This window comes from Nocardia takedensis NBRC 100417, from assembly GCF_000308695.1.
GTDB lineage: Bacteria > Actinomycetota > Actinomycetes > Mycobacteriales > Mycobacteriaceae > Nocardia > Nocardia takedensis.
This window is the reverse complement of sequence record NZ_BAGG01000066.1, coordinates 80,205-92,200: the sequence shown is the minus strand read 5'-3', so window position 1 is coordinate 92,200 and position 11,996 is coordinate 80,205. Positions and strand designations below refer to the sequence as shown.

Below are 11,996 nucleotides of genomic sequence, written 5' to 3'. Positions count from 1 at the left end.
GCTTGACGACCTGGGTGCCGCCCGCGATCCGGTCGTGGAAACCCTGCTTGGTCGGGCTCGAACTGACGGTGACCGCGATGGCGATCGCGGCGACGAACCACAGCACACCGCCGACCCAGGGGATCAGGTTCAGCAGCATGTATCCGTTGCGCAGCGCCGAATCCTTGACGTTGGGTTTGTCCGCGCCACCGGACCCGCGCACGTGCAGGTTGAGGATCTTCTTTCCCGGCGTGGAACCGGTGAGCACCTCGAAGAAGACGAAGTAGAGGAAGCCGAATCCCGCGCCCGGCAGGACCGACACCCATTCCGGTAGATCCGCGACACTGTTGAGCAGCCAGAAGAAAACGGCCCCGATGATGCCCGCGATGATCCAGTCGACGAAGCGCGCTACGGCGCGTCCGCCGATCCCGGCCGGTGTCGCGCCGACCGTCTGTCCCAACGCCGGATCGTATCCACCTGCGGTCATCGTTCCTCCTCGGTTCGAGTGTGCGACCGACCGGGAGCCGGGGTGCCCACCGCGCGGTCGAGCACCCTTCAGTGTCGAGGACCCGGCGCGTGGATGTCCCGGGATGCGACGCGCCGCTACGAGATGGTTATCTCCCGGCACCCGCCCCGCTGCCGACCCGGCCGTGATGTCCTATTCTCGGTAGTAGTCGATCCGCCAACAAGGAAAGCAGGTCATGAAGCGCCGATCGCGCCGTCGAAGACCCCTCCCCCCTTCCGGTGAGCCCCGCGGCGCGAAGGCACGATCGTGCTGACCGTCGCCGGCGTGCTGCTCGGTATCGCCGTCGTCGTCGCGATCACCGCGTTCACCGGGTATTTCGTCGCCCAGGAATTCGCCTACATGGCGGTGGACCGCTCCCGTTTGAAAGCGCGCGCCGCAGCGGGCGACGCCGGCGCGGAGCGCGCGTTGGGCGTCACGCGACGAACGTCGTTCATGTTGTCGGGCGCGCAGTTGGGCATCACGGTCACCGGACTACTGGTCGGTTACGTAGCAGAGCCGCTGATCGGACGCGGCGTCGGCGATCTGCTCGAGGACACGGGCATCCCGCTCGGGGTCGCGGTGGGGATCGGCGCGGTGTTCGCGATCCTGCTGTCGACCGCGGTGCAGATGGTCTTCGGCGAATTGTTCCCGAAGAATCTCGCCATCGCCCGCCCCGAACCGGTGGCGCTGCGCCTGGCGCTGTCCACCACCGTGTACCTGAAGGTCTTCGGCTGGTTGATCAAGCTGTTCGACCAGGCGTCGAACCTGTTGTTGCGCGCGATCCGGATCGAACCGGTGCACGACGTCGAACATTCGGCCTCTCCGCGCGATCTGGCCCACATCGTGGCCGCCTCGCGCCGCGCGGGAGAACTGCCCGCCGAGTTGTCGATGCTGCTGGACCGCATCCTGGACTTCCCGACCCGCGCGGCCGAACACGCGATGATCCCGCGACCGCTGGTCGACACCGTCGCGGCGGGTACGCCCATCGGCGACGTGCGGGCACGCATGGCCGCGGGCCACACCCGCTACCCCGTGATCGGCGAGACCAGCGACGACCTCCTGGGCATCGTGCACCTGCCCGACCTGCTCGGCCCGGAATCGACCGGTGTCGCCGCCGATCACGCCCGACCGGCGGTGGTGGTGCCCGATTCACTCGCGCTGCCGAAGGTACTGGCGCGGCTGACCGAATCCGGGGAGCAGATGGCGCTGGTGGTGGACGAATACGGCGGATTCGCCGGCATCCTCACCGTCGAGGATCTGGCCGAGGAACTGGTGGGCGAATTGGCCGACGAACACGATCCGCCCGCCGATCCCGCCGAGATCCGCCGGGTCGCGGACGGTTGGTGGATTCCGGGCGCCGCCCATCTGGACGAGGTCGAGCGGGTGATCGGTCACCGACTGCCCGACGGCGACCACGAGACCCTCGCCGGACTGGTCATCGCGGAATTCGGCGGTCTGCCCGATATCGGCGCGGTCGTGCGGATCGCGGTCGCGCCGCGTCCGGCCGACCTGCTCGCCGATCCGCCGCCCGCGCCGCGCACCGTGCGCGCGGAGGTCCGCGGGGTCGCCAAACACGTGCCGACCGCGCTGCTGGTCACCGTCGAGGAAGGACAGGCCCGTGGATAGCCCGTGGGTGGTGATCGCGGTCACCGTGGCGCTGATCGCGGCCAGCGCGTTCTTCGTCGCCGTGGAATTCGCCCTCATCGCGGCCCGCAGGCACCGTCTCGAGGATCTTGCCGACAACAGCGCCGCCGCGCGCGCCGCCCTGCGCAGCGCGTCCGAACTGTCGGTGCTGCTGGCGGGTTCACAGTTGGGCATCACAGTGTGCACGCTGGCACTGGGCGCGATCACCAAACCCGCCGTGCACCACTGGTTGACGCCGCTGTTCGACGGGTGGGGCGCACCGCCCGGACTGGCGGACGCGGGCGGTTTCGTCCTGGCCCTGCTGATCGTCACCTTCCTGCACCTGGTCGTCGGCGAGATGGCCCCGAAGTCCTGGGCCATCGCGCATCCGGAGCGGTCGGCGGTACTGCTTGCGCTGCCCATGCGCGCGTTCATGTGGGCGACCCGCCCGCTGCTGGCCGTGCTCAACGATCTCGCGAACCGCTGCCTGCGCAGGGTAGGCGTCGATCCGGTCGACGAAGTGGCCGACGGGCAGGACCCCGACGCGTTGCGGCAACTCGTCGACCATTCCGCCGACGCCGGGACGCTGGACCCGAACGACCATCGACGCCTGGCCGCGGCGCTGGAGTTGCGTGACCGCACCGTCGGGGAGCTCCTGCGCCCCGACCGCGATCCGTGCGCGGTGCCCGAGGACGCGACCACGGCGGAGATCCAGCGGGCGGCCGATCGCGGCGGTCACCTGCGTCTGCTGGTCGGCGGGCCGAAGGGATACCAGGGCGTGGTCCATGTCCGCGACACCCTGGCCGCGCCGCCGGAGACCCGCGCCCGCGATCTGATGCGCCCGCTGTTGACGCTGCGCGCCGACACACCCGCCTACCAGGTCCTCGACACCATCCAGAACTCGCGCAACCACCTCGCCGTGGTCTACGGCGAGGACCCCGCGACCCCGCTGGGGGTGATCACGCTCACCGACATCCTGCGCCGCCTGATGCCGACGCCCACCGTGCCGTGACCACACGCGCGGTTCGCTCGGCGTTGCGCGGGGGTGTCGGTGCGGGGCGGTAGCGTCTGCGCCGTGGACATTGGGGAACAGATCCGAGAACTCGCGGACCGCATCGTCGCGCTGCGCGACGCCTACTATCGCGGGTCGCCGCTGGTCGCCGACGCCGAATACGACGTGATCGAGGACGAGTTGCGCGGCCTGATCCAGCAGCGTCCCGACCTCGCGCCCGACCCGAACCCGCTGGATCAGGTCGGCGCGCCCGGGGTGCTGCACGCGCCGATCCGGCATTCGCGGCCGATGCTGTCGCTGGAGAAGGCCACGACACCCGAACAGGTCGCGGCCTTCTTCGACCGCTTCCCCGGTCAACCCGTCGTGGTGATGCCCAAGTTGGACGGGCTGTCGCTGGCCCTGGTGTTCGAGGACGGCCGGTTCACCCGCGCCATCACCCGCGGCGACGGCACCACCGGTGACGACGTGACCGTGCTGGTCCGCGCACTGGTCGACGGCGTCCCCGACCGGATCGAGGTGCCGGGGCGGGTCGAGGTGCGCGGCGAAGCGGTGATGCTGCGCTCCACATTCCTCGCCTACAACACCGCGCACCCGGACAAACCCCTGATCAATCCACGCAACGCCGCGGCGGGCACCTTGCGCGCCAAGGACCCGGCCACCGTGGCCGAACGCAGGCTCCAGTTCTTCGGTTTCGACCTGGACACCTCCGACGGCGGCGCGGCGGTCGACCTGGCCGAAGGCTTACACGCGCTCGGCGTCGCGGGCGCGGAGATGCGCCTGTCCACCGACGCCGAGCAGGCGCAGGCCGCGATCACGGAGGTCGAGAGCACCCGCAACGACCTCGACTACGACATCGACGGCGCGGTCCTGCGCCTGGCCGACCGCGACGCCTACGCCGCCGCGGGCACCCGCTCGAACTCCCCGCGCGGCGCACTGGCGTTCAAGTTCGCGGCCGAGGAGAAGACGACCCTGCTGCGCGAAGTGATCTGGGACGTCGGCAAGACCGGCAAGATCGTCCCCGTCGCCTGGCTGGAACCGGTGTTCGTCGGCGGCACCACCGTCACCAAGGCGACACTGGCCAACCAGGAGGTCATCAAAGCCCGCGACATCAAGGTCGGCGACACCGTGCTGGTGCGCCGCGCAGGCGACGTGATCCCTTACGTCGCCGGTGTTCTCGACGCCGCCAAGCGCACGGGCGAGGAGATCGACATCGATCCGCCCACGGTGTGCCCGTCGTGCAAGCAGCCCGTCACCGAACAGGGCAACAGCCGGGAACTGTTCTGCACCAACATGTCCTGTCCCGCGCAGACGGTGCGCCGACTGGTGCACTGGGCCTCGCGCGCGGCCGCCGACATCGACGCCGTCGGACCGGTGTGGATCGAGCGACTGGCCGAGGCGGGCATCCTGGAGAACCCCTCGGACTTCTACACCCTGACCAAGGAGCGCCTGCTCGAATTCGACCGCATCGGTGAGGTTTCGGCCGCCCGCATGATCGACTCCATCGACGCCAGTCGCCAGGTCGGGTTGCGCCGGGCGCTGATCGGCCTGGCGATCCCGATGGCCTCCGACGGCACCGCCGCCCGCCTCGCGCGCTCCGGATTCGGCTCCTTGGAGGAGATCGCCGACGCGGGCGAGGAGAAACTCGTCGCCGTCGAGGACATCGGCCCCAAGGTCGCCGCCTCCCTGCTGGCCCACCTCACCCGCCTGCGCCCCGAACTCGAACGCCTGCGCGCCAACGGCGTCTCCCTCGACGTCCGGGAGGAAGACCTGCCCCCGGTCATCGCCGCGGGCGCGCCCCTGGCGGGCAAGACGGTGGTCATCACCGGCGCGATCAGCGACCCGCGCTCCGGCGAGAAGGTCGCCCGCCCCACCTTCCAACGCCTGTGCGAGAAAGCCGGCGCGACGGCCGCCTCCTCGGTCTCGGCCAACACCGACATGCTCATCACCGGCGCGGGCGTCGGCGACAGCAAACTCGCCAAAGCCGAAAAACTCGGCGTCGAGGTGGTGGACCAGGGCGAGATCTGGAAACTCCTCATCGACGCCAACATCGCGTGAGCGGTGATCGGTCTGACATTGCCGGCCGGGGCGGGGTGTGAGAATTTGGACATGAGCCGGTAACAATTCCGGCTTCCGGACGAGGGGTGCTGTACCCGGCGCGCGACAAGACGGCCCACGGGAGGCTAGTCATGTCGTGGATCGTCTTGGTGCTCTCCGGTGTGCTGGAAGCGGTGTGGGCCACCGCGTTGGGCAAGTCCGAAGGGTTCACCAGAGCGGTGCCCGCGGCGGTGTTCGTCGTGGCGCTCGTCGCGAGTATGGGCGGATTGGCCTATGCCATGCGGGATCTGCCCGTGGGCGCCGCCTACGCGGTGTGGGTCGGCATCGGCGCGGTGCTCACGATCGCCTATGCGTCCGTCACCGGTGAGCAGACGCTGTCCCTGTCGCAGGGGTTGTTCCTGCTGATGATCACCGGCGGCGTACTGGGGCTGAAACTCGCGCACTGACCTCGGCGAGTTGTCAGGGCTGAAACCAGGGACTTCCCCGATGTCCGAGCGCGCGTCGCCGTGACACCGTCGGCGGGTGTCCATGAGTCCTTTGCCGCGTCGCGCCCGACAGTTCCTGCTGTGGCTGCACATCCTGTCCTCGGTCGGCTGGATGAGTCAGGCCATGGCACTGACGGTGCTGCTGGTCCAACGCGACGCGGCGGGTACCGCGGCCGCGCATCTGCTCGACACCACGATCCTGGTCGCGTCCGCCAATTGTTCGGCCGCGTCCGGGTTCCTGTTGTCGGCGACCACCCCGTACGGCTTCTTCCTGCACCGATGGGTGCTGGTGAAGTTCGTGATCACCGTCGCGCAGTTGGTGATCGGGATCTTCGTGTTGTCGCCCTGGTTGAACACGGCGGGGGCCGACCCTCGGCCGCAGTTGATCGTGATGACGGTGGTCATGGCGTCGCTGATCGCGTTCCAAGGGTTGCTGTCGGTGGTCAAACCGTGGGGGCGGGTGCCGCGACGACCGACGCGTGCCCCGGTGCCGCCTGTTCCGGTGATCGTGGCGGCTCCGTTCGCGCTGGTCGCCGATCTCGTGATGTTCGCCACGACCGGCCGCCCCACCCCGATCTTCGCGTTGCTCACCCTGATCGTGGTGCTGGTGGCGCGCGCCCGCTACGGATCGGACGGGCCGCGTCCCCGGACACCGCTCGCGCGGACCGTCGTCGCCGGGCAGGCATAATGTGCGCTCGTGTGGACCAGGATGCCGTTCTCCGAAGCCGATGAAACACTGAACCTTTCGCGTTGGCCGACCGTTACCCTCACCAGAACCGAAGTCCCCCAGGTCTTCGCCGCCGGACTGTTCGACGAGAACGGCTGGGTCGACGCCCGCCGCGCCCTCGCCGCCGCCCGTGCCGGCGAACCCTTGTTCGCCGCGGGCGACGGATGAACCCCCTCCGCCGTTGGCCGCGGTTGCCGGCGGCGGGTGAGGTCGGTCAGGGGGTGGCGTCGCTGAAGGCGGCGACGGCGCAGGCGTAGGTGCAGGTGGCCTGGTCGGAGGGGTGTTCGGCGGTGACGACGCTGCCGGTGATCGCGATCGGGGGGTCGAGCGGGAGGATGCGGACGCGGGGGGAGTCGGTTTCACGTCAGCAAGCCGGCGGCGCACGTCAGCAACTACAACGCCAACCTGCGCCGCATCGGCTTCACCGACGCCGATCTGGCCGAACCGGGCAGCGACCGCCTCATCGACGCCTTGGTCCTGCACGGTGATCCCGCCGCGGTGGCGGCGGGCATCCGACACACCCTCGAGGTCGGGGCGAGTCAAGTGGGGATCTTCGCCCTGGGCGAGGACCAGATCGGCACCCTGCGGACCACCGCCGAGGCGGCGCGGGCCGTCCTGGGCTGACGCTCAGCGGAACGAGGTCGCGTGCCGCGCGGCCCAGTCGGCGAAAGTCCTGGCGGGACGGCCGAGCAGACCTTCGACATCCGGACTGACCCGCTGTTCGGCGGGAACGGGCGACCCGAGGATGTCCAGGGTCGCCGCCACGATGGGGGCGGGCATGAACTCCCCCATCCGCGCGGCGGCCTCGGCCCGCGAGAGTTCGATGAAACGCACCGGTTCGCCGAGCACGTCACCGAGCACTTCGGCCTGGCGGCGCGGCGAGATCGGCGCGGGACCGGTCAGGACGTAGGTCCGGCCGTGATGTCCGTCCGCGCGCAGGGCCAGCGCGGCGACCTCGGCGATGTCGTCGGGATCGATGACGGGCAGCGCGACGTCGGCGAACGGTGCGGCGACAGTCCGGTCCGTCCGGATCGAAGCCGCCCACTGCGTCGCGTTGGAGGCGAATCCGCCCGGCCGCAGGATCGTCCAGTCGAGACCGCCGCCCGTGACGATGTCCTCGAAGGCCGTGGGATGCCGTCCGGTGCCGACGCCCTGGGAGGACAGCATCACCACCCGCCGCACGCCCGCCCGCCGCACGACTTCCAGCACTTCGCCGAGATCGGTTCCCGATGCGACGAATTCGCCGGAGGTCAGCAGGAACAGCGCTTCGGCTCCGTCGAGTGCGGGAGTCAACTCGGCCGGGCGCGCGAGGTCGGCCCGCCGGTGCGCGACGCCCTCGGGCACATCCGCCGCGGTGACCGACCGGGAGACGGCGGTCACCTTCTCCCCCGCCTCGATCAGACTGCGCACCAAGGTCTTTCCGATATTTCCGGTTGCTCCGGTCACCACGATCATGATGGTCGCTCTCCGTTGTGTTTCCGTGGACGCGAGCGACGTTACTATTCTGGAGATAGTAGGTACCTAGAGGAAAGTATCGGCCCGAGGGAGCACTGTGACGAGCGACACGACCGACGGGGCCGCCACCTGGCGGCCCGCTCCCGACGCCGCACCCGAACAGGCGTGTCCGATCGCCCCGGTGGTGGACGTGGTCTTCTCGCGCTGGACCACGCCGATCCTGTGGGTGCTGCACGAACACGGACCGCACCGCTTCGTGGAGTTGCAGCGCCGCATCGCCACGATCACGCCCAAGGTCCTGACCGAACGCCTGCGCCAACTCGAGCGCGACGGCCTGGTCGAACGCACCTATCACGCCGAGGTCCCGCCGCGCGTCGTCTACGCGATCACCGACCTCGGCCGCAGCCTGTCCCCGCTGTTCGCCGCCCTCAGCGCCTGGTCCGGCAACCTCGCGGAGGTGGAGAAGGCGCGCGAGCGCTACGACGCCCGAACCCGACACTGAGGCCGTGAGGCCCGGCGAGCCTGTTGAACGCGGTGGGCCGTGCGCAGAGAATGAAGGCGCCGGATGTAGGACGAATCACCGTCACGACCTCTGCGGCCGCATGGTCCTCGCCGTCGGCGATCGTGACGCCCCCTGGAAATACCCGACCGGAAGGACTCGAGATGAAGATCGTCGTCATCGGTGGTACCGGACTGATCGGCTCGAAGGTGGTCGCCGGACTGGGCGAGCGCGGCCACGAGGCGGTCGCGGCCGCGCCGAGCACGGGCGTGAACGCGCTCACCGGCGAGGGGGTGAAGGAGGCACTCGACGGCGCGCAGGTCGTGATCGACGTGTCGAATTCGCCGTCCTTCGCCGACGCCGAGGTGCTGGAGTTCTTCCGCACCTCCACCACGACACTGCTCGACGCCGCGGGCGCGGCGGGGGTGGGTCACTACGTCGCGCTGTCGGTGGTGGGCACCGACCGGCTGCCGGAGTCCGGGTACTTCCGGGCCAAAGTGGCGCAGGAGGAACTGATCGCCGGATCGGGGCTGCCGCATTCGCTCGTGCACGCCACGCAGTTCTTCGAGTTCGCCGGGGCCATCGCGGATTCCGCGACCGTCGACGGCACGGTACGTCTCTCGGGAGCGCACGTGCGCCCGATGGCCGCCGACGATGTCGCGGCGGCGGTCGGCCGCACGGCGACGGGCACGCCGGTGAACGGAGCGCTGGAGGTGGGCGGGCCGGAGGTGTTCGGACTCGACGAGTGGATCCGCACGGTGCTGGCGGCGCGTTCGGATCGGCGCGAGGTCGTCACCGACCCGGACGCGCCGTACTTCGGCGCGGTGTTGGACACGGAGAGCCTGACCCCCGGCCCGGACGCGTGGCTTTCGGGGACGTCCCTGTCGGAATGGCTCGCGCGGCAGTGACGCGCAGCCGCGATGTCGACACATCCGTGGGAGCATCGCGGTATGACCTCTCCGAAGTTGTGGCGCGGGCAGACGCTGCACGACCGGTCCAACGACCGGCGCGAACAACTGCTGACCGTCGGCGTGGAACTGCTGGGCGCGGGCGGGGTTCCGGCGGTCACGATGCGCGCGGTCGTGCGCGAGGCGAATCTGAGCCCGCGCTACTTCTACGAGACGTTCCGTTCGCGCGAGGACCTGATCGTCGCCGTCTACGACCGGGTCGAGGCCGGACTGCTCGAACGCCTCGCCGTCGTGGACATCGCGGCCGGGTTGCGCGAGACGATCCGCGCGGTGTTCCGCATCTGCGGCGACTACTTCGAGGAGGACCCGCGCCGCGCGCGAATCCTGTTGCGCGAACCGCTGGCCGACGACATCCTGCGCCGTCACAGCGCCGACCGTGTGCCCGCCTTCCTGCGCGCGGTCATCCCGGCGCTCGGCGCGGGGGCCGACGAACTCATGCCGAACCACGAGGACGATCTGGCCGTCATCGCGACCGCGCTGAGCGGCGCGCTGGTCGCGCTGTATCTGGACTGGTCCGACGGCAGGCTGACGATCACGCGGGAGCAGTTGGCCGAATCCGCGACCGCGGTGGTGCTGGCGCTCTCGGGCGCGACGACCCGCGACTGACCCGCTCAGACCTTGACCCGCTCAGACCTCGGCCACCGCCGCGCCCTCCCACAGCCTCGAACACGGCAACGGCGCGAGGTCGGGGCGCAATTCGTCGTCGATGACGACGGAGATGTCGAGATCGCCGTGACATTCCAGCAGCAGGCGGCGGACGTCGTCGGCCTGGGCCGGACAGGCCACGTAATCCATGATCAGCGCGCCGACCTGGATTCTGATGTGCTTGAGGACCTGTTCGGGCACGGGACGCCTCAGCTGTCGGGGTGCTGGACAGCGGGCACGGACACGTCGTTCGTCGGGCTCATGGACAGGACTTTCTGTTCCGGTGGCGACGGGACCGACCGCGTCGTCCACACACGTATTCGTCGCGGGATATCCGGTCGTGCTTCCCGGAACGAATTCACAGGGCGTACCGTCTGAAATCTACAGGCTGTGCGGCATCGAAATCCATACGGTCATGGAAGGTATTTCTCCGAATTCGGAGTCGTTGTTTTCGTGTGATCGCACAGTGCCACGCCGGAAACAACCGGGCGCGATCGTAGGGGCACCGAGAGAGAAAGGCAACCGTTTCTACACCGGCCTCGGAGAAACTCCGGTCGATAACGGAGGATCGTTCGAGCGCCCGATCAACGGTCGGCCAGCGGCCCGCCCGCCGCACGCCAGTCGATGAGTCCTCGGCTCATGTTCACGGCCTGGAAACCGTTCTCCACCAACAGATTGGCCGCACCGGCGGACCGCAGACCGCCCGTGCAGAAGGTGATGAGCAGACGATCCTCGGGTAGTTCGCCGCATTCTTCGGCCAACCGTTCCAGGGGAATGTGCACCGCGTCGGGAATGTGTACGCGATTCCATTCGAAATCGCGGCGGACATCGATGACGAGTGCGCCCTCGGCGACCAGTCGGATCGCTTCGGCGGCCGAAATCGCGGGCGGGCGGCGCAGGAAATGTCGGAAACTCACGGGCGGCGCACCCGCATCGGTCGCGCGGCGGTCACGGAACGCCCCGACCCGAGCACCGGCGCGTGACGAGGAATCGAACCCGGGAAGTGGAAGCCCGTCACCACACGGACGGTCAGCGATACGGAGTACATACCTTCAGTCTAGCTGAAGGTCTCGCGTCATCGCCTCCCGCAGGGCCCGGGTCACCTCGGGGTGGCGAGCGGCGAACTCCGCGTCGAGCCGGGCCACCACCTCGGCGGCCCGGACCAGCAGCGCCGCGCCCGCCTCGGTCACCCGCAGCGTGGAGGCCGCGCCCGCGTGGGCGGTCCCGTCGTCGACCAGGCCCGCCTTGCGCAACGTCGCCACCGCCGTGTGGGCGCTCTGCACGGTGATGCGCGATCGACGGGCCAACTCGCTGAACGAGATGCCCGCGCTCCCGCGGATGTGGCCGAGCAATCCGTACCGGCGGACCGTCAACCCCAGCGGTTCGAGCGCCTCGGTGTATTCGGCCTCCCACACCCGACTCAGCGTCAGCAACATGACAGTGGGGCTGAAAGCGGGCGGCTCCGACATGAGGGCAGGCTACCGACTCCCGGTCAGGCTTCTTCGGCGGCGGAGGCGAGGTTGTCCAGGGAAGCGCGGAGTTTGTCGGGAGTGGTGGCGCGAGCGCGGATCTCACGTTTGGGGTCGGTCAAGTTCGTCCAGTCGTAGGTGTGGGTGACCAGGGTTCGGCCGTCGGCGGCGGGGGCGAGTTCCCAGCGCCACAGGTGGCCGGGCGGCGTGTTGTCGGGTTCGGCGGGCAGCCAGGCGATGCGGCGGCCTTCCTCGAATTCGACCACGTGGTTGTGGCGCACGGCGCCGTTGGTGAGGGTGGTGGCGAAGACCGCGCCTTCAGCCCGCACGCGCTGTCCCGCACCGGATTCGGCCAAGTTGTCGTTGCCGTCCCATTCGGGCTGGCGAGCCGGGTCGGCGATGAGCTCGAAGATCGTCGCGGCGGGCGCCGCGATCTCCCGCTCGGCGGAGACGACGCGCGATTCTGCACTGCTTTCGGTCATTACCCGATACAAACACGGCGGGGATCGGGTCGGCGCGGCGGGTGAGCCGGTTCACCCCGTCGGGGTGAGGACACGGCAGGGCCGCCGGGCCA

General features: G+C 69.5%; 17 protein-coding genes and 1 riboswitch. Of the genes, 10 read left to right on the top strand and 7 right to left on the bottom strand.

The features are described from left to right. Positions 1–466: RDD family protein (locus ON30_RS14610; RefSeq protein ID WP_040707515.1), on the bottom strand; the 466-nt coding region annotated here is incomplete at its 3' end. Between the two features lie 285 nt (positions 467–751). Here ON30_RS14610 and ON30_RS14605 point away from each other — a divergent pair. The 7 genes from ON30_RS14605 (at position 752) to ON30_RS39155 (ending at position 7,010) form a co-directional block, all read left to right on the top strand. Further along, complete coding sequence (locus tag ON30_RS14605) at positions 752–2,110, top strand: hemolysin family protein (protein WP_040707513.1); 1,359 nt, start codon at positions 752–754, stop codon at positions 2,108–2,110. After that, a complete protein-coding gene (locus ON30_RS14600) occupies positions 2,103–3,119 on the top strand; it encodes a hemolysin family protein (RefSeq protein WP_040707511.1) in 1,017 nt (338 codons plus the stop codon). The genes ON30_RS14605 and ON30_RS14600 overlap by 8 nt, the downstream gene beginning before the upstream one ends. Before the next feature lie 63 nt (positions 3,120–3,182). Continuing rightward, on the top strand, positions 3,183–5,174 hold the full coding sequence (gene ligA / locus ON30_RS14595) for an NAD-dependent DNA ligase LigA (RefSeq protein WP_040707509.1): 1,992 nt from the start codon (positions 3,183–3,185) through the stop codon (positions 5,172–5,174). Between the two features lie 50 nt (positions 5,175–5,224). Continuing rightward, positions 5,225–5,294: riboswitch (guanidine-III (ykkC-III) riboswitch) on the top strand. An 11-nt stretch (positions 5,295–5,305) separates the two neighbouring features. After that, positions 5,306–5,620: a DMT family transporter gene (locus ON30_RS14590; protein ID WP_040707507.1), complete on the top strand. Its 315-nt coding sequence runs from the start codon at positions 5,306–5,308 to the stop codon at positions 5,618–5,620. Positions 5,621–5,702: 82 nt separating this feature from the next. Continuing rightward, positions 5,703–6,347 carry a hypothetical protein gene (locus tag ON30_RS14585; RefSeq protein ID WP_051029356.1) on the top strand — a complete coding sequence of 215 codons (645 nt, stop codon included), beginning with the start codon at positions 5,703–5,705 and terminating at the stop codon, positions 6,345–6,347. Between the two features lie 9 nt (positions 6,348–6,356). Further along, complete coding sequence (locus ON30_RS14580) at positions 6,357–6,554, top strand: hypothetical protein (RefSeq protein WP_157183730.1); 198 nt, start codon at positions 6,357–6,359, stop codon at positions 6,552–6,554. Between the two features lie 303 nt (positions 6,555–6,857). Continuing rightward, positions 6,858–7,010: a hypothetical protein gene (locus ON30_RS39155; protein WP_157183729.1), complete on the top strand. Its 153-nt coding sequence runs from the start codon at positions 6,858–6,860 to the stop codon at positions 7,008–7,010. Between the two features lie 3 nt (positions 7,011–7,013). Here ON30_RS39155 and ON30_RS14575 read toward each other — a convergent pair whose 3' ends face one another. Continuing rightward, positions 7,014–7,841, bottom strand: coding sequence for an NAD(P)H-binding protein (locus ON30_RS14575; protein ID WP_040707503.1), 828 nt, complete (start codon positions 7,839–7,841; stop codon positions 7,014–7,016). Between the two features lie 97 nt (positions 7,842–7,938). Here ON30_RS14575 and ON30_RS14570 point away from each other — a divergent pair, with 97 nt between their 5' ends. The 3 genes from ON30_RS14570 (at position 7,939) to ON30_RS14560 (ending at position 9,914) form a co-directional block, all read left to right on the top strand. Next, positions 7,939–8,343, top strand: a complete 405-nt coding sequence (locus tag ON30_RS14570; RefSeq protein ID WP_051029355.1) for a winged helix-turn-helix transcriptional regulator — start codon at positions 7,939–7,941, stop codon at positions 8,341–8,343. Between the two features lie 161 nt (positions 8,344–8,504). Continuing rightward, positions 8,505–9,248, top strand: coding sequence for an SDR family oxidoreductase (locus ON30_RS14565; RefSeq protein ID WP_040707502.1), 744 nt, complete (start codon positions 8,505–8,507; stop codon positions 9,246–9,248). A gap of 42 nt (positions 9,249–9,290) precedes the next feature. After that, positions 9,291–9,914 (top strand): TetR/AcrR family transcriptional regulator, encoded by a 624-nt coding sequence (locus ON30_RS14560; RefSeq protein WP_051029354.1) that lies wholly within the window; start codon positions 9,291–9,293, stop codon positions 9,912–9,914. 21 nt (positions 9,915–9,935) lie between these two features. Here the strand turns inward: ON30_RS14560 and ON30_RS14555 are convergent, their stop codons facing one another. The 5 genes from ON30_RS14555 to ON30_RS14540 form a co-directional block, all read right to left on the bottom strand. Beyond that, positions 9,936–10,154 (bottom strand): hypothetical protein, encoded by a 219-nt coding sequence (locus ON30_RS14555; protein WP_040707498.1) that lies wholly within the window; start codon positions 10,152–10,154, stop codon positions 9,936–9,938. 383 nt (positions 10,155–10,537) lie between these two features. After that, complete coding sequence (locus ON30_RS14550) at positions 10,538–10,870, bottom strand: rhodanese-like domain-containing protein (protein ID WP_040707497.1); 333 nt, start codon at positions 10,868–10,870, stop codon at positions 10,538–10,540. Next, entirely contained in the window at positions 10,867–11,001 is a 135-nt protein-coding gene (locus tag ON30_RS41730; protein ID WP_281004726.1) for a hypothetical protein, read from the bottom strand. Before ON30_RS41730 ends, ON30_RS14550 begins: the two co-directional genes overlap by 4 nt. 4 nt (positions 11,002–11,005) lie before the next feature. Then, a complete protein-coding gene (locus tag ON30_RS14545; RefSeq protein ID WP_040707495.1) occupies positions 11,006–11,422 on the bottom strand; it encodes a MarR family winged helix-turn-helix transcriptional regulator in 417 nt (138 codons plus the stop codon). A 23-nt stretch (positions 11,423–11,445) separates the two neighbouring features. Further along, the gene (locus ON30_RS14540) at positions 11,446–11,904 is read right to left on the bottom strand and encodes an SRPBCC family protein (RefSeq protein WP_040707493.1); all 459 of its coding nucleotides are present in this window, start codon (positions 11,902–11,904) and stop codon (positions 11,446–11,448) included. Positions 11,905–11,996: the final 92 nt, after the last annotated feature.

Bases quoted from the DNA above. Each gene is read 5' to 3' on its own strand.
- ON30_RS14590 (WP_040707507.1), top strand. From the start codon at position 5,306: ATGTCGTGGATCGTCTTGGTGCTCTCCGGTGTGCTGGAAGCGGTGTGG.
- ON30_RS14585 (WP_051029356.1), top strand. From the start codon at position 5,703: ATGAGTCCTTTGCCGCGTCGCGCCCGACAGTTCCTGCTGTGGCTGCAC.
- ON30_RS14575 (WP_040707503.1), bottom strand. From the start codon at position 7,841: ATGATCGTGGTGACCGGAGCAACCGGAAATATCGGAAAGACCTTGGTG.
- ON30_RS14565 (WP_040707502.1), top strand. From the start codon at position 8,505: ATGAAGATCGTCGTCATCGGTGGTACCGGACTGATCGGCTCGAAGGTG.
- ON30_RS14560 (WP_051029354.1), top strand. From the start codon at position 9,291: ATGACCTCTCCGAAGTTGTGGCGCGGGCAGACGCTGCACGACCGGTCC.
- ON30_RS41730 (WP_281004726.1), bottom strand. From the start codon at position 11,001: ATGTACTCCGTATCGCTGACCGTCCGTGTGGTGACGGGCTTCCACTTC.
- ON30_RS14545 (WP_040707495.1), bottom strand. From the start codon at position 11,422: ATGTCGGAGCCGCCCGCTTTCAGCCCCACTGTCATGTTGCTGACGCTG.
- ON30_RS14540 (WP_040707493.1), bottom strand. From the start codon at position 11,904: ATGACCGAAAGCAGTGCAGAATCGCGCGTCGTCTCCGCCGAGCGGGAG.